Origin of the sequence: Micromonospora sp. BL4, from assembly GCF_003667505.1 — a bacterium.
Lineage (GTDB): Bacteria > Actinomycetota > Actinomycetes > Mycobacteriales > Micromonosporaceae > Micromonospora.
Genome location: NZ_RCVJ01000200.1, coordinates 1 through 15,220, shown reverse-complemented (window position 1 = coordinate 15,220; position 15,220 = coordinate 1). Strand labels below are relative to the sequence as shown.

Below are 15,220 nucleotides of genomic sequence, written 5' to 3'. Positions count from 1 at the left end.
CACACCCCTTTTGTGTGTCGCGCGTATCCCCCGATGCAGAGGAGCACGCCATCATGCGTACCGATCTGATCCGTAAGACCGCTCTGACCGCCGCTGGCCTCGCGTTCACCGGCGGCGCCATCGCCGGCCCCGTCACCGCCGCGTACGCCGCGTCGGAGGCCAAGCCGGCCACCCAGACCCAGACCGACCGCAAGCCCACCGGCGAGCGTCAGCTGGGCGTGCGGTACGAGGCGCAGCCGAACTTCTACTACTGCGGCCCCGCCGCCACCCGTAACGCCCTGTCCGTGCAGGGCAAGGACATCAGCGTGGACGCCATGGCCAAGGAGATGGGCACCACCGAGGCCGGCACCAACTCCATCAACGACATCACCCCGGTGTTGAACAAGGAAACCGGCAAGAGCGACGCCTACCACAGCGTGGAGATCTCCAGCCCCGCCGCTGACGACAAGCAGACCGACACGCTGCGCGCCGACATCGTCAAGACCGTGGACGACGGTCGGGCTGTGGTCGCGAACATCGCCGGCACCAGCGTCGACACCGACGGTGGGGTGCACTCCTTCGAGGGCGGGCACTACATCAGCGTCGTCGGGTACCGCGACGGCGGGAACGTGGTGAAGATCGCCGACTCGGCCGATCCGAACACCGCCTCCTACGAGGTCACCGTCGAGCACCTCGCCGACTGGATCGCCACGCGCGGCTACGCCACCAGCTGACCGCAAACAGCATCACCGACAAGGGCCGGACCCCAACAGGGTCCGGCCCTTTCGTCATGCCCAGGGTCAGCGGTGCGACCGCCGCCAGTACGGGTCAGCCGCCGGAGTCGTCCATCTCGGCGCCCTCGGGTACGACGTCGTCGTCCCGGCTGGCCAGCCAGCCGTCCGGCAGGAAGACCTTGCCTGGAGAGTTGGTGCGCCCACGAGGCTGGCCGAGGGCGGCCACCGGGAACGGCTCCGCCGGGTCGAGCTTGCCGAGCAGGTCGTCGAGCTGGGCCAGGCTCTCGATCATCGCCAGCGAGCGGCGCAGCTCGCCGCCGACCGGGAAGCCCTTGAGGTACCAGGCGACGTGCTTGCGGAAGTCGGTGCACCCGTCCCGCTCACCCCGGGCCGGGTTGCGGGCCCCGGCGACGAACTGGTCGACCAGCAGCTCGGCGTGCCGGCGCATGGTCACCGCCACCTCGCCGAGGGTGGGCATCCGCCGCTCCGGCCGACCGTTGAAGGCGGCCTCCAGGTCGGCGAAGAGCCACGGCCGGCCCAGGCAACCCCGCCCGATCACCACGCCGTCGACGCCGGTGTGCGCGACCATCCGTAGCGCGTCGTCGGCCTCCCAGATGTCGCCGTTGCCCAGCACCGGCACGTCGAGGGCCTGCTTGAGCGTGCCGATGGCGTCCCAGTCGGCGGTGCCCGAGTAGCGCTGCCCAGCCGTCCGCCCGTGCAGGGCGACCGCGGCGACCCCGGCTTCCTGGGCGGCGAGCCCGGCCTCGACGTACGTCAGGTGGTCGTCGTCGATGCCCTTGCGCATCTTGACGGTGACCGGCACTCCGGCCGGCGACGCGGCGTCCACCGCGGCCCTGACCAGCCGGGCGAAGAGCCGACGCCGCCACGGCAACGCCGCGCCGCCACCACGCCGGGTCACCTTGGGCACCGGGCAGCCGAAGTTGAGGTCGATGTGATCGGCCAGGTCGCGCTCGACCACGATCCGTACGGCGGCGGCGGTGATCTCCGGATCGGTGCCGTAGAGCTGGAGGCTGCGCGGCTTCTCGTCGTCGCCGAACGCGATCATGCGCAGCGTCTTGGGGTTTCGCTCGACGAGCGCCCGCGTGGTGATCATCTCGCAGACGTAGATGCCGCCGCCCTGCTCCCGGCAGAGCCGGCGGAACCCGACGTTCGTGATCCCGGCCATCGGCGCCAGCACGACCGGCGGCCACACCTGATACCGCCCGAGCGTCAACGGGCGCAGCACAGGCAGGGTCGAGGCAGTCACCGGACAAGTGTACGGGGCCCCGACCGGCGCTTTCCGCGTCGGCCGAGGCCCCGTGCGCATCGTCTCAGCAGCCGGGGAGGCGCTCGATCAGGTAACGCTCGACCTGGTCCAGGGAGACCCGCTCCTGGGCCATGGTGTCCCGGTTGCGGACCGTCACGGCGTTGTCGTCCAGGGTGTCGAAGTCCACCGTCACGCAGAACGGGGTGCCGATCTCGTCCTGCCGGCGGTAGCGGCGGCCGATCGCCTGCGAGTCGTCGAACTCCACCACCCAGCGCTTACGTAGCAGCGCGGCGAGGTCCTTCGCCTTCGGCGACAGCGCCTCGTTGCGGGACAGCGGCAGCACCGCCACCTTCACCGGGGCCAGCCGCGGGTCGAACCGCATCACGGTGCGCTTGTCCACGCCGCCCTTGGTGTTCGGCGCCTCGTCCTCGTCGTACGCCTCCAACAGGAAGGCCAGCACGGCGCGGGTCAGACCGGCGGCGGGCTCGATGACGTACGGCATCCACCGCTCGCCCTTGGTCTGGTCGAAGTAGGACAGGTCGACGCCGGAGTGCTTGCTGTGCGTGGAGAGGTCGAAGTCGGTGCGGTTGGCCACGCCCTCCAGCTCGGCGAACTCGGTGCCGCCGAACTGGAAGCGGTACTCGATGTCCACGGTCCGCTTCGAGTAGTGCGAGAGCTTCTCCTTGGGGTGCTCGAAGAGCCGCAGGTTGTCCGCCGACAGGCCGAGGTCGAGGTACCAGTTCCAGCGCTCCTGGAGCCAGTACTCGTGCCACTGCTCGTCGGTGCCCGGCTCGACGAAGAACTCCATCTCCATCTGCTCGAACTCCCGCGTACGGAAGATGAAGTTGCCCGGGGTGATCTCGTTGCGGAACGACTTGCCGGTCTGCGCGATGCCGAACGGCGGCTTCTTGCGGGCGACCGTCTCGACGTTCTTGTAGTTGATGAAGATGCCCTGCGCGGTCTCCGGGCGCAGGTAGTGCAGCCCTTCGTCGCTCTCCACCGGGCCCAGGTAGGTCTTCATCAGGCCGTTGAACATCTTCGGCTCGGTGAAGGTGCCCTTGTTGCCGCAGTTGGGGCAGTTCAGCTCGGCGAGCGAGGTCAGCGGCTTACCGTGCTTCTCGGCGTACGCCTCTTCGAGGTGGTCCGCCCGGAACCGCTTGTGGCAGAACTGGCACTCGGTGAGCGGGTCGACGAACTCGGCGATGTGACCGGACGCCTCCCACACCTTGCGGGCCAGGATCACCGCGGAGTCGAGGCCGACCACGTCGTCCCGCTGCTGGACCATGGTCTTCCACCACTGCCGGCGGACGTTCTCCTTCAGCTCCACGCCGAGCGGGCCGTAGTCCCACGCCGATCGGGTGCCTCCGTAGATCTCGCTGGAGGGGAAGACGAAGCCTCGGCGCTTGGCGAGGCTGACGACGGCGTCGATACGGTCGGCTGGCATGTTTCCTCCTACGCCGGCTGGCGGTCGGCGGGGGCGAGATGTGGATGGATCGGGTCAGTTCGGGACAACGGTACGACCACTGTCGTCCTGAGCCCAGCAGAATACCGGGGGCGGCTCAGCTCACCCCGCAGACCTCCATGCCGCCGGTCTGGCCGTCCTGACCCAGGGTGACCTGCTGCTGCTCCCGGTCGCCGCCGTCGAGCGTCACGTCGACCGGCACGGTCAGGCTGGTGGTGTCCACGTCACCGACCCGGAACCCGGCGACCTGCGGCTCGGCGGCCGCGCGCCGCTCGAACTCGGGGCGGGACTCGCGCCGCTGCGCGTCGTCGCAGAGCTGGTCGTACGCGCGTCCGTAGTTCCGCTCGACCAGCGCCTGGTAGTAGTCGCTGGTCACCGTGCGGCCCTGTTCCCGGATCGCCTGCACGCCGGTGACGGCCAGGCCGACCACGGCCGCGCCACCTCCGCCGCAGCAGAGCAGCACGGCGAGCGCGCCGACGCCGAGGCCGATCCAGAGCCGGGTCCGGCGGCCCTCGGTGGGCGGCGCGGCGAACGGCGGCGCCACCCCGGGACCGGGCGGCGGGGCGGGTGCGGTCATAGGAGCAGCGTAGTGTCCGGCAGCTCAGCGGTAAGGACCCGCAGCCCGATCACTCTCGGCGACCACGACGGCCCCGCCGGGCGCGGCGGTGGCCAGCGCCTCGTACGCGGACGGCTCGTCGACCGACTCGGCGAGCAACGGCACGGCGCTCACCTTGACCTCGAAGGCGCCCAGCGCCCGCCGGTACGTGCCGACCGACTCCCACTCGGTGACCAGGGACCAGTGGCGGGGGTCGTCCAGCGCCCGGACCAGTTGACCGCGCAGGTAGCCGGGGCGGGCGGCCAGCGCGGTGAGGGCGGCGTGCGCCCGTTCGGTGAAGTCGTCGGCGACATCGACGTCGACCACGAACCGGTTGGTCACCAGCACCGGGTTCCTCCTCGTAGAGTCTGTGGGATGCAGCGTACGCAGCGCCCTCTGCTGACTCGGTTGGCCGGGGCGAACCCGACGTCGGTGTTCCTGCTCACCCTGGTGGTGGTGCTGGTCGCGTTCTTCACGCCCGGGGTGATCGGCGGGCTGCTGACGCTGGCGCTCGCCGCGGTCCTGATCGCCCTGTTGGCCACCACCTGGGCGATTCAGGCGCCGCAGACCCGGGTGATTCGACTGGTGATGCTCACCCTGCTGGTGACGGTGGGCCTGGCGAAGCTGCTCTGACATGCAATCATGCGTTTTTGACAATCATTATCGTTGCCACGGACAGTTGACGACATGACCAACCGCACCGCGTCCCGTGTCCTGGCCGCCGCGACCGCCCTCCTCGCCCTGGGCGCCAGCGCGGGCTGCTCCACCGATGGTGCCGCCGGCGCCGATCCCCAGCGGGTCGACGTGGTGGCCGCGTTCTACCCGCTCCAGTTCCTCGCCGAGCGGATCGGCGGCGACGCGGTCCGGGTGACCAACCTCGCCAAGCCCGGCGCCGAGCCGCACGACCTGGAGCTCGCCCCAAGCCAGGTCGGTCAGGTCAGCGAGGCGGAGCTGATCGTCTACCTGAAGGGCTTCCAGCCGGCGGTGGACGACGCGGTGGCGCAGAACGGTGACGACCGGGCGTTCGACGTCACCACCGTGCAGCCGCTGCGGGACGCGACCGCGGGCGGGCACGACCACGAGGGCGAGGAAGGGCACGCGGAGGAGGAGAACGGCGGCAAGGACCCGCACGTCTGGCTCGACCCGACCCGACTGGCCACCATCGGCGATCAGCTCGCCCAGCGGCTCGGCAAGGCCGACCCGGATCACGCCGCCGACTACACCGCACGCTCCGCGGCGCTGCGCGCCGATCTGACGACCCTGGACGACGAGTTCAAGCATGGTCTGGCGACCTGCCAGCGGCGGGAGATCGTGACCAGCCACGCCGCGTTCGGCTACCTGGCCGACCGCTACCAGCTCGACCAGGTCGGAATCACCGGGCTGAGCCCCGACGTCGAGCCCTCGCCGCAGCGACTCGCGCAGGTGATCGAGGAGGCGAAGGAGCACAAGTCCACCACGATCTTCTTCGAGACCCTGGTCAGCCCGAAGGTCGCCGAGACCATCGCCGGTCAGGTCGGCGCGAAGACCGCGGTGCTGGACCCGATCGAAGGGCTCGCCGACGGCAGCGGCGCGGACTACCTTTCGGTCATGCGTACCAACCTGCAGACCCTGCGGACGGCGTTGAGCTGCTCGTGAGCGCACCCGTCATCACCGTCGAGCACGGCGCGGTCGGCTACGACGGCCGCCCCGTGCTCCGGGACGTCTCGCTCACCGTGACCGCCGGGGAGGTGGTCGCGGTGCTCGGCGCCAACGGTTCCGGCAAGTCCACGCTGATCCGGGCCGTGCTCGGGCTGGTACCGCTCAGCGCCGGCTCGATCACCCTCTTCGACCGGCCGTTGCGCCAGTTCCGCCAGTGGCGGCGCATCGGGTACGTCCCACAGCGCCTGGGCGCCGGCGGCGGCGTGCCGGCCACCGTCCGCGAGGTGGTGGCCTCCGGCCGGTTGGCCCGCCGGGGGGTGCTCCGCCCACCGGGCCGAGCCGACCGGGCCGCCGTCGACGCCGCGCTGCTCTCGGTCGGGCTCGCCGACCGGGCCGGCGATCCGGTGTCCACCCTCTCCGGCGGCCAGCAGCAGCGCACGCTGATCGCCCGGGCGCTGGCCGGTCGACCGGAGCTGCTGATCCTCGACGAGCCCACCGCCGGCGTGGACGCGGCCAGCCAGGAGGCGTTCGCCGGGGCGCTGCGGGACTTCGTCGCCGACGGCGGGACGGTGCTTCTGGTGGCCCACGAGCTGGGCCCGCTGCGACCGGTGATCAGCCGGGCGGTCGTCGTCCACCAGGGCGGCATCTGTCACGACGGCGCGGTGCCGGACCCGGCCGGTCATCACGCGGAGCCCGACCACGACCATGTGCACCCGCACGGTCCCGACGAGCCCGCCGGGCTGTGGAGCAACTGAGCATGGAACTCTTCCAGTACCCGTACATGCAGCGTGCCCTGATCGGCGCGCTGGTGATCGGCCTGGCCGCGCCCGCGCTCGGCATCTACCTGGTGCAGCGTCGGCTGGCGTTGATCGGTGACGGCGTCGGGCACGTGGCGTTGACCGGGGTCGGCGCGGGACTGCTGCTCAACCGCTCACCGGTGCTGGTGGCGGTGATCGCCGCCACCATCGGCGCGATCGCCATCGAGCTGGTCCGCGCCCGCGGGCGTACCTCCGGTGACCTGGCTCTGGCGTTGCTCTTCTACGGCGGCATCGCCGGTGGCGTACTGCTGGTCGGCCTCTCCGACGCGACGAGCGCGAACCTCAACGCCTACCTGTTCGGGTCTCTCACCACCATCTCGCCCGGTGACCTGACCACCATCGTGGTGCTCGGCGCCGCGCTCCTGGTCACCATGATCGCGTTGCGTCCGGCGCTCTTCGCGGTCAGTCACGACGAGGAGTACGCCCGGGTCTCCGGCCTCCCGGTGCGCACGCTGAACCTGATGATCGCGGTCGCCACCGCGGTCACCGTGACCATCGCGATGCGGGCCGTCGGCGTACTGCTGATCAGCGCGCTGATGGTGGTGCCAGTCGCCACCGCCCAGCAGGTCACCCGGGGTTTCCGCAGCACGATGACCGCCGCGATGGCGCTCGGGTTCTTCGCGGCCGGCGCCGGTGTCTGGGTAGCCGCCACGGCGGACACCGCGCCGGGCGCGTCGGTGGTGCTGGTGGCGATCGCCTGCTTCCTGGTGGTGGCCGTGACCGGTGGGATCTGGCGGGCGCTGCGCCGCCGGGCAACGCCGGCCGCCGCGCCGGCGCCGGAACCGCACGAGGTCGTGCTGGGATGAACCGGGTCCGCGGTATGTCGGTGGTATTGGTTACCGTTGCAGGGTGACCAGCGCAACGGGCTACGAGGGGTTCGATGGGGCCAGCGAGTTGCTCCGCGCCCTGTCGGCGCCCATTCGGCTGGCCATCGTCAGTGAGCTCGCCGGCGGCGAGCGGTGCGTGCACGAGCTGGTGGAGAAGCTCGGGGCCGCGCAACCGCTGGTCTCCCAGCACCTGCGGGTGCTGCGCGGCGCGGGCGTGGTGCGTGGTTCCCGCCGGGGTCGGGAGATCGCCTACAGCCTGGTCGACGAGCACGTCGCGCACATCGTGGCGGACGCGGTCAGCCACGCCGGGGAGGGATGATGAGCGAGAGTGGCGCCGCGGTGCGCAACACCCGGCAGCGCTCGGCGGTGAGCGCGCTGCTGGGCGAGATGGAGGGCTTCCACAGCGCCCAGGACCTGCACGCGATGCTCCGGCAGCGCGGTGAGCGGGTCGGCCTGACCACCGTCTACCGCACGCTCCAGGGGCTGGCCGACGCGGGCGAGATCGACGTGATGCGCCCACCGGGCGGCGAGCACCTCTACCGCCGGTGCAGCGAGGGGCACCACCACCACCTGGTGTGCCGGGCCTGCGGCCGCACGGTCGAGGTGGCCGGCCCGGCGGTGGAGAGCTGGGCCGACCGGGTCGCCGCCCAGCACGGCTACGCCGACGTCAGCCACACCCTGGAAATCTTCGGCACCTGCCCGGCCTGCGCCCGCTGACCAACGCAGCGACCACGACGCGTCCGGTGAACGCCGCAACCCGAGCACCTGCGCAGCCGACTCGTCCCGCCGGCTGATCCGACGGGTGCCCGGCCCGGCCGTTCGTGGCACGCTGTCCGGCGTGAAGATCTACGCCGATCGCTTTCCGACCGCCGCCCGCCAGTTGTTCACCGACCTCCTCGTCGTCGCCTGGGTGTACGTCGCGATCCGCGGCGCGCTCTGGCTGCACGACCTGGTGCAGAAGCTCGCCGTACCCGGACAGAAGTTGGAGGGTGCCGGCAGCGGACTCGCCGACAACCTGGGCGACGCCGGCAGCAAGGTCGGGCGGGTGCCTCTGGTCGGCGACGAGCTGACCGCTCCCTTTCAGCGGGCCGCCGACGCCGCCCGCTCGCTGGCCGACGCCGGCCGTGACCAGCAGCACCTGGTCGACCAGCTCGCCCTGGCGCTCGCCATCGCGGTGCTGATCTTTCCGCTCGGCATCGTGCTGTTCGGCTGGCTGCCGCTGCGGGTCCGCTGGATGCGCCGGGCCGGGTCAGCGGCGAAGCTGGCCGCCGGGCCGGCCGGGCGGGACCTGCTCGCCCTGCGCGCGCTGGCCACCCAGCCACTGGGCCGACTGACCCGGATCGCGCCGGACGTGGCCGAGGCGTGGCGACGCGGCGACGACGACACCGTCGACGCCCTGGCCGCGTTGGAGCTGCGCCAACTCGGCCTGCGCGGCCGGGGCCGCTAAGGTCGTCGGCGTGTTCTACTTCCTGGTCGTCATCGCCGTCCTGCTGCTCGGCTACGCCGCCGTCCTGGTCTCGTTCGTGCGGCGGGGCAAGAAGATCCCGCCTGCGGCGTACCTGGGTCTCGCGGTGCTCAACGGCCTGATTCTGGCGGCGGTGCTGGCCTGGGCGGTCGCCCGCTGACCGCCCGGCACGGTGACGCGCCGGGCGGCACCGGTCACGACTTCGGCGGGATGCGGCGGCGGACGTCGTCGGCGGTGGACGGACCCGGTGACCAGCGGGCCACCCAGGGCAGCTCGTCGGACGGGGTGATGACGCCCTCCTCCAGGGCCGCGTAGCGGCCGTCGAGGATGCGCTTCGCCGCGGCGGTGTCGACCGAGTCGGTGTTGTCCCACAGCGCGGCGAACAGCGCGTCCACCCGGACCCGGGCCTGCCGGCAGAACAGGTCGGCCAGCTCGACGTTCTCCGGACGGCTGTCGCGCTCGGCGGACGCCCGGACGCAAACCGCGGACATGGCGAACAGCTCCGCGCCGATGTCCACCACCCGGCCGAGGAACGCCTGCTTGCGCTCCATCTTTCCCTGCCAGCGGGACATCGCGTAGAACGTCGACCGGGCCAGCTTGCGCGACGAGCGCTCCACCTGACGCAGGTGCGTGGCCAGCGGCCCGAACTCGGCGTACGCCGATGGGCTCTGCCCCCGGCCGACGGCCAGGGTCGGCAGCCACTTCGCGTAGAAGGCCCCGGCTCGGGCGCCGGCTCGGGCCTTGCGACCCAACCCCGCCTCCGGGTCGATGATGTCGCCGGCCACCGACAGGTGGGCGTCGACCGCCTCCCGGGCGATCAGCAGGTGCATGATCTCCGTGGAGCCCTCGAAGATCCGGTTGATCCGCAGGTCGCGCAACATCTGCTCGACCGCGGCCGGGCGTTCGCCGCGGGCGGCCAGCGAGTCGGCCGTCTCGTAGCCCCGCCCGCCCCGGATCTGGATCAGCTCGTCGGCGATCTTCCAGGCCATCTCGCTGGCGTACAGCTTGACGAGCGCGGCCTCGATCCGGATGTCGTTGCGGTCGTCGTCGGCGAGCAGGCAGCACAGGTCGAGCATGGTCTCCATGCCGTACGTGGTGGCGGCGATGAAGGCGAGCTTCTGGGCGACCGCCTCGTGCTCACCGACCGGCCGACCCCACTGGACCCGGTCGGCGGACCACTCCCGGGCCACGTTCAGCGCCCACTTGCCCGCACCCACGCACATCGCCGGTAGCGAGAGCCGGCCGGTGTTCAGCGTGGTCAGGGCGATCTTGAGCCCCTTGCCCTCGCCGCCGATGACGTTCTCGGCGGGCACGAACACGTCGTGGAACCGGGTGAGGCTGTTTTCCAGGCCGCGCAGGCCGACGAACTCGTTGCGCCGTTCCACGGTGATGCCGGCGCTGTCGCCGTCCACCACGAAGGCGGTGATCCCGCCGCGCCGCCCCTCGGTGGCCGGCACCCGCGCCATGACCACCAGCAGGGTGGCCACGATGCCGTTGGTGGCCCAGAGTTTCACGCCGTTGAGCCGGTAGCCGGTGCCGTCCTCGGTCGGCTCGGCGGTGGTGGCCAGCCGGGCCGGGTCGGAGCCGACGTCCGGCTCGGTGAGCAGGAACGCGGACACCTCGCCGGCGGCGAGCCGGGGCAGGAAGCGCTGCTTCTGCTCGGCGGTGCCGAACATCTTCAGCGGTTGCGGCACCCCGATCGACTGGTGCGCCGAGAGCAGCGCGCCGATCGCCGGGCTGACCGAGCCGGCCAGCATCAGCGCCCGGCAGTAGTGCAGGTTGCTCAGCCCGAGGCCGCCGTACTTCCGGTCGATCTTCATGCCGAACGCGCCGAGGTCGGCCAGCCCGTGGAACACCGCGTCCGGGATGGAGGCGTCGCGCTCGATCGCCGCACCATCCACCTCGGAGGCCAGGAAGGCGCGGAACCGGCCGAGAAAGTCGTCGGCGCGGGCCACGTCGGCCGGGTCGGACCGGGGCCACGGGTCGATCAGGTCGAGCCGGAACCGCCCGAGGAACAGCTCCTTGCCGAAGCTGGGCCGGTCCCAGGCAGACTCGCGGGCCGCCTCGGCGACCTGCCGGGCCTCCTTCTCGGAGACGTGCCCCGCCTCCGTCGGCAACGGCGCAGCGGCGCCGGCGGTGCTCGGAACGGTGTCGGGATCGGGGCCGTCCGCTGCCGGTCGGCCGTTCTGCGTCGTGGTCACGGCTGCCCCCTCGAACCTCGGTGCGGCTGCGTCGACATGCGCGACTACCGTCACGCTACCCCCGGGTGTTACTCAGCGGTAGCGGTCCGTGAAGATCGAGTTCGATCCCTGGGCGGCGGCGTCAGCTGGACAGGGTGCGGGGGTCGTCGTCCTCGTCGTCGATGTCGTCCTCGCCCCAGTTGCGCCGGGCGAACGGCAGGAGCACCCAGAAGCTGAGGAACCAGAGCCCGGTCAGGCCGCTGAGCACGAAGGCGATCGGCCGGTCCAGCACGAAGTCGGTGATCAACAGCACCGCGCTGACCATCGAGATCAGCATGAAGGCCAGCCCGCCGCTGGCCATCCGGTGCGCGAACCGGACCAGCTCCGGTTTGCGCCCCTGCCGGAACAGCGCCCGGTGGAACGCCACCGGCGAGATGATCAGCGCGGTGGCGGCTGCCGCGGCGAGCAGGGCGACGATGTAGACGTCCCGCTGGAACTCGGTGGTCTCGGTGAACCCGTTGCTGAACGGCAGCGTGAGCAGGAAGGCGAAGAGGATCTGCACGCCGGTCTGGGCGACCCGCAACTCCTGCAACAGGTCGGCGAAGTTGCGCTGCCAACGCTGCTTCTCGGTCTCCTTGGACACGCGCTACCTCCGGTGAGACGGTACTGCCGGCGGTCGTGGCCGCCGGCAGCAAGGCAAGTGCCCCACCCGGTCGAGCGCGAAACAGGTTCACGACATCGGCCGGCCGCCGTCCGTTCGCCTCCCGGACAACGGGCCGTCCGGACGCGCCTCAGGAGCCGCGCCGGATGCGACCCGCGTACCGGGCCTCCAGCGCCGTGTTGTGCGCGTCGCCGTCGGGGATGTTCGCCGACAGGTAGACCGGGGGCCGCTCGCCCGCCGCCAGCAACCGGGCCACCACCTCCACGGTCACCTGCTGCGCCAGCAGCGCCGCCGTGATCGAGGAGACCGCGCCCACCGCACCGCCGCCGGGCAGCGGCAGCGTCGCGTCGCCGTACGGCGCGCCGTTGTCGAGCACCACGTCGGCGAGGTCCGCGAGCTTGCGCCCGGACGGGTGGCGGGAGGTCATCCGGCCGGAGTGCTGTGCGGAGGTGATCGCCACCAGCCCGTGGCCACGCTGCTTGACCAGCGTGGCGAACTCCACCATCGCGCCGTTGACCCCGGAGTTCGAGGCGAGCACGAACACGTCGGTGGGCCGCACGGGAGCCAGCTCGTACAGCCGGTGCGCCACCTCCGGGTCCCGCTCCAGGAACGGGCCGAGCCGGTCGGCCGGTTCGCCGCCGAGCAGCACCAGGTCACGCAGCGCGATCCGGTTGGTCGGCACCAGACCGCCCGCCCGGCCGGCGATCTCCATGGCCAGCGCCTCGGAGTGCCCGGTGCCGAAGGCGTGCACCACCCCGTCGGCGCGCACCGCGTCGGCGATCAGGTCGGCGGCCCGCCCCACCGCCGCCCGCTGGCTCCCGGCCACCCGGCCGATCGTCTCGGTAACCACGGCCAGGTAGTCGTCGGCACTCACCCTCATGCGTCCTCCGTCGTCCGGTTGCGGGCCATCCATTGCACTGCGAAGTCGACCGCCGCCCGCTGGCGCATCAACCTCCCGGTCCCGGTGCCGACCCGTCCGGTACGGACCGCTCCGGTCGCCTCCAGGTCCCGGCCCAACGCGTCGAAGTCGCTCTCGTCGAGCCGGACGTCCTGCCACCACACCCATTCGCGGCCACCGTCGGCGGTGCGTACCGCCGCGCCCAACTGCTCCCGGGGCGGGGCCGGACGGCGGTACTCGGCCAGGTGCAGCGAGGTGTTCACGCTGTGATCCACACCGAGCAGCAGCACGTTGGCGTCGAGGTCGTAGAGCCGGGCCAGCGGGGAGCCCTCGCCGAGCATGTCGGCCCGGGTGTGCCCGGCGACCACCCGTTCGGCGGCCGGCCCGAGGGCGGCGAACGACACGTGGGGGTGCGAGCTGCGCTGCGCTCCGGGCCAGCAGCGGACCGTCTCGGCGAACACCCCCATGAACCGGCTCGGGGTGGCCACCGGATCGAATCCGGGCATCTCGGCGCGGATCAGCGGCCACCAGTCCACCGGCACCGGCGGGGCGCTCCACTGCGCCGGGTCGCTGTTGTCCGGGGTGTGGGTGGGCACCACGATCGTGCCGTCCGGGCCGAGCGCGTCGCGCAGGGCGAGCACCAGCGCCTGCGGCCCACCGCAGACGAAGCCCAGTGGGCGCAGCGCGGTGTGCACCAGCAGCGTCGCGCCGGAGCGTACGCCCAGCATGCGCAGCTGCGCGGCGATGGAGCGCCGGGTGCTCGGCTCACCGGCGTCCGTTGTCACGGTGCTCCTCCGATCGACACGGTCTCAGGCCGTTCCGCTGGTTCTGGCCAGGATCGCCTCGGCCAGCGGGCCCGGCGCGGCGTCCGGGATCCAGTGGCTCACCCCGGGCAGCTGTACGAATCGGTAGTCCCCGGTGACGTTGGCGGCGCACGCCTCGGCGGCGGTCCGGCCGATGGCGATGTCCCGGTCGCTCCACACGTACGTGGTGGGCACGGCGACCGGGCCGACGTCGGCCAGGTCGGTGCGGGACATCGCCCGATACCAGTTCAGCGCCGCGGTGAGCGCCCCCGGCTCGCGCATCGGGTCGGCGTAGTGGTCCACCCGGGACGCGTCGCCCACCCCGCTGAGCATCTTGCGCAGCGCGGTGGCGTTCCAGGCCAGCAGCACCTTCTCCGCCTTGCCGGGTTTACGGAACAGCGCGATGTACGACGAGCGCGCCTTCTGCTGGCCGTCGGTGGCGAGGGCATGTGCCATGGCCGCCGGATGTGGCACGGACACCGCGGTCAACGTACGGACCCGCTCGGGGTGCCGGGCGGCCAGCGCCCAGGCGACGATCGCACCCCAGTCGTGGCCGACCAGGTGGACGGCGTCCAGCCCGAGGGCGTCGAGCACCGCGACCGCGTCGGCGACCAGTTCGGGGATCCGGTAGTCCGCGACCGCCGTCGGCCGGGCGCCCGGCGAGTAGCCCCGCTGGTCCAGCGCGTACGTGCGCAGCCCGGCGGTGTGCAGCGTCGCGGCGACCTCGTCCCACTCGCCGGAGTGCTGGGGGAAGCCGTGCAGCAGCAGGACGGGCGCGCCGTCCGGCGGACCACCGGCGCGTACGTCGAACGTGAGACCCCGTGCGTCAACCCGCATGATCGTGAGCCTACCCAGCCGGCGTCCCCTGAACCGGACGCTGCGGCGGGCGGACGCCCTGCTGGGCTGGCACCCCTGGTCGGTGCTAGCGTCAGCGAGACAACTTCACATCCGACAGGGGAGCGCACAGCGCTGAGAGTGCGGGCACGCCCGCAGACCCTCGAACCTGATCTGGGTAATGCCAGCGCAGGGAGTTCGGTCGACCTCCAGCCGCGCCGCCGTCCGGTGCCACCGGACGCGCGGCGTGCGTCTTCTCCTGGTTCGCAGTCAGGACTGGGAGCATCCACATGAACCACAGCGACACCAACCGCTGGCGCACCATCGACATCGTGGTCGCCTCGGTGATCGCGGTCGCCTTCGGCGTCATCTTCTGGGCCTGGGGCCTGGTCTGGAGCGCCACCGAGGGGGCGTTCGCCTTCTTCCCGCCGGCGCAGACCCTGATCTACGGTGTCTGGCTGATGCCGGCCGTGGTCGGCGGCCTGGTCATCCGCAAGCCCGGCGCCGCGCTCTACTGCGAGACGGTCGCCGCGGTCCTCTCCGCGCTGTTGGGCAGCCAGTGGGCCGGCACGGTGATCCCGCAGGGCATCGTGCAGGGCATCGGCGCCGAGTTGGCCTTCGCCGCCTTCCGGTACCGGTCGTTCCGGCTGCCGACCGCGGTCCTGGCCGGCGCGCTGACCGGCCTCAGCGCCGCGCTGTTCGACTTCTTCGTCTGGAACGTCGACTACGACCTGGTCGACTATCGCATCCCGTACGCGCTGCTCACGATCGTCAGCGCCACGGTGATCGCCGGCGCCGGCGGCTGGGCCCTGACCCGCGCCCTGGCCGACACCGGCGTCCTGGACCGCTTCCCGGTAGCGCGAGACCGAGCAGCCATCTAACGTCCCGCGCCCCCGTGCCCGTGCCTCCCCCGTCGATCAAGAGGTTTGCGTCAACGAGGGGCGGCGAACTGACGCAAACCTCTTGATCAACAACGTAAGAGCCGGGCGGCGGAGGAGGTGGGGTTTGAGCGGGGTGCAGTTGCGGGGTTTCGGGTGGCGGCACGCCGGGCGCCTCGCG

Annotated in this window: 19 protein-coding genes and 1 riboswitch; of the genes, 10 read left to right on the top strand and 9 right to left on the bottom strand. The window is 71.8% G+C overall.

The window, feature by feature from the left end; genetic code table 11:
• Nucleotides 1-53: 53 nt before the first annotated feature.
• Nucleotides 54-713, top strand: coding sequence for a C39 family peptidase (locus EAD89_RS26875; RefSeq protein WP_121677670.1), 660 nt, complete (start codon nucleotides 54-56; stop codon nucleotides 711-713).
• Nucleotides 714-807: 94 nt separating this feature from the next.
• Here the strand turns inward: EAD89_RS26875 and dusB are convergent, their stop codons facing one another.
• The 4 genes from dusB to EAD89_RS26855 all read right to left on the bottom strand — a co-directional run bounded on the left by dusB (nucleotide 808) and on the right by EAD89_RS26855 (nucleotide 4,385).
• The gene (gene dusB / locus EAD89_RS26870) at nucleotides 808-1,980 is read right to left on the bottom strand and encodes a tRNA dihydrouridine synthase DusB (protein WP_121677669.1); all 1,173 of its coding nucleotides are present in this window, start codon (nucleotides 1,978-1,980) and stop codon (nucleotides 808-810) included.
• A gap of 64 nt (nucleotides 1,981-2,044) precedes the next feature.
• On the bottom strand, nucleotides 2,045-3,424 hold the full coding sequence (locus EAD89_RS26865) for a glycine--tRNA ligase (RefSeq protein WP_121656462.1): 1,380 nt from the start codon (nucleotides 3,422-3,424) through the stop codon (nucleotides 2,045-2,047).
• Nucleotides 3,425-3,539: 115 nt separating this feature from the next.
• The gene (locus EAD89_RS26860) at nucleotides 3,540-4,019 is read right to left on the bottom strand and encodes a hypothetical protein (RefSeq protein WP_121656463.1); all 480 of its coding nucleotides are present in this window, start codon (nucleotides 4,017-4,019) and stop codon (nucleotides 3,540-3,542) included.
• A gap of 24 nt (nucleotides 4,020-4,043) precedes the next feature.
• Complete coding sequence (locus EAD89_RS26855; RefSeq protein WP_074313566.1) at nucleotides 4,044-4,385, bottom strand: antibiotic biosynthesis monooxygenase; 342 nt, start codon at nucleotides 4,383-4,385, stop codon at nucleotides 4,044-4,046.
• 27 nt (nucleotides 4,386-4,412) lie between these two features.
• Between EAD89_RS26855 and EAD89_RS26850 the strand changes: the two genes are divergently transcribed.
• The 8 genes from EAD89_RS26850 to EAD89_RS30835 all read left to right on the top strand — a co-directional run bounded on the left by EAD89_RS26850 (nucleotide 4,413) and on the right by EAD89_RS30835 (nucleotide 8,945).
• Complete coding sequence (locus EAD89_RS26850; RefSeq protein ID WP_121677668.1) at nucleotides 4,413-4,670, top strand: hypothetical protein; 258 nt, start codon at nucleotides 4,413-4,415, stop codon at nucleotides 4,668-4,670.
• A 54-nt stretch (nucleotides 4,671-4,724) separates the two neighbouring features.
• Nucleotides 4,725-5,672 carry a metal ABC transporter substrate-binding protein gene (locus tag EAD89_RS26845; RefSeq protein WP_121677667.1) on the top strand — a complete coding sequence of 316 codons (948 nt, stop codon included), beginning with the start codon at nucleotides 4,725-4,727 and terminating at the stop codon, nucleotides 5,670-5,672.
• Nucleotides 5,669-6,430 (top strand): metal ABC transporter ATP-binding protein, encoded by a 762-nt coding sequence (locus EAD89_RS26840; RefSeq protein WP_121677666.1) that lies wholly within the window; start codon nucleotides 5,669-5,671, stop codon nucleotides 6,428-6,430. Before EAD89_RS26845 ends, EAD89_RS26840 begins: the two co-directional genes overlap by 4 nt.
• A 2-nt stretch (nucleotides 6,431-6,432) precedes the next feature.
• Nucleotides 6,433-7,299 (top strand): metal ABC transporter permease, encoded by an 867-nt coding sequence (locus tag EAD89_RS26835; protein ID WP_121656467.1) that lies wholly within the window; start codon nucleotides 6,433-6,435, stop codon nucleotides 7,297-7,299.
• A gap of 43 nt (nucleotides 7,300-7,342) precedes the next feature.
• Entirely contained in the window at nucleotides 7,343-7,639 is a 297-nt protein-coding gene (locus EAD89_RS26830; RefSeq protein WP_074313577.1) for a metalloregulator ArsR/SmtB family transcription factor, read from the top strand.
• A complete protein-coding gene (locus EAD89_RS26825) occupies nucleotides 7,639-8,037 on the top strand; it encodes a Fur family transcriptional regulator (protein WP_121656468.1) in 399 nt (132 codons plus the stop codon). The genes EAD89_RS26830 and EAD89_RS26825 overlap by 1 nt, the downstream gene beginning before the upstream one ends.
• A gap of 121 nt (nucleotides 8,038-8,158) precedes the next feature.
• On the top strand, nucleotides 8,159-8,767 hold the full coding sequence (locus EAD89_RS26820) for a hypothetical protein (protein WP_121656474.1): 609 nt from the start codon (nucleotides 8,159-8,161) through the stop codon (nucleotides 8,765-8,767).
• 10 nt (nucleotides 8,768-8,777) lie between these two features.
• Nucleotides 8,778-8,945: a hypothetical protein gene (locus tag EAD89_RS30835; protein WP_199723545.1), complete on the top strand. Its 168-nt coding sequence runs from the start codon at nucleotides 8,778-8,780 to the stop codon at nucleotides 8,943-8,945.
• 34 nt (nucleotides 8,946-8,979) lie between these two features.
• Here the strand turns inward: EAD89_RS30835 and EAD89_RS26815 are convergent, their stop codons facing one another.
• The 5 genes from EAD89_RS26815 to EAD89_RS26795 form a co-directional block, all read right to left on the bottom strand.
• Nucleotides 8,980-10,902 (bottom strand): acyl-CoA dehydrogenase family protein, encoded by a 1,923-nt coding sequence (locus tag EAD89_RS26815; protein ID WP_233579177.1) that lies wholly within the window; start codon nucleotides 10,900-10,902, stop codon nucleotides 8,980-8,982.
• 205 nt (nucleotides 10,903-11,107) lie between these two features.
• Entirely contained in the window at nucleotides 11,108-11,608 is a 501-nt protein-coding gene (locus tag EAD89_RS26810; RefSeq protein ID WP_121677665.1) for a DUF6328 family protein, read from the bottom strand.
• Nucleotides 11,609-11,756: 148 nt separating this feature from the next.
• Nucleotides 11,757-12,506 (bottom strand): sugar isomerase domain-containing protein, encoded by a 750-nt coding sequence (locus EAD89_RS26805; RefSeq protein WP_121656471.1) that lies wholly within the window; start codon nucleotides 12,504-12,506, stop codon nucleotides 11,757-11,759.
• Entirely contained in the window at nucleotides 12,503-13,309 is an 807-nt protein-coding gene (locus EAD89_RS26800) for an aminoglycoside N(3)-acetyltransferase (RefSeq protein WP_233579175.1), read from the bottom strand. The genes EAD89_RS26805 and EAD89_RS26800 overlap by 4 nt, the downstream gene beginning before the upstream one ends.
• A 24-nt stretch (nucleotides 13,310-13,333) precedes the next feature.
• Nucleotides 13,334-14,164 carry an alpha/beta fold hydrolase gene (locus EAD89_RS26795; RefSeq protein WP_121677664.1) on the bottom strand — a complete coding sequence of 277 codons (831 nt, stop codon included), beginning with the start codon at nucleotides 14,162-14,164 and terminating at the stop codon, nucleotides 13,334-13,336.
• A gap of 106 nt (nucleotides 14,165-14,270) precedes the next feature.
• Nucleotides 14,271-14,375: riboswitch (TPP riboswitch) on the top strand.
• Between the two features lie 76 nt (nucleotides 14,376-14,451).
• Between EAD89_RS26795 and EAD89_RS26790 the strand changes: the two genes are divergently transcribed.
• Nucleotides 14,452-15,042 (top strand): ECF transporter S component, encoded by a 591-nt coding sequence (locus tag EAD89_RS26790; RefSeq protein ID WP_121677663.1) that lies wholly within the window; start codon nucleotides 14,452-14,454, stop codon nucleotides 15,040-15,042.
• Nucleotides 15,043-15,220: the final 178 nt, after the last annotated feature.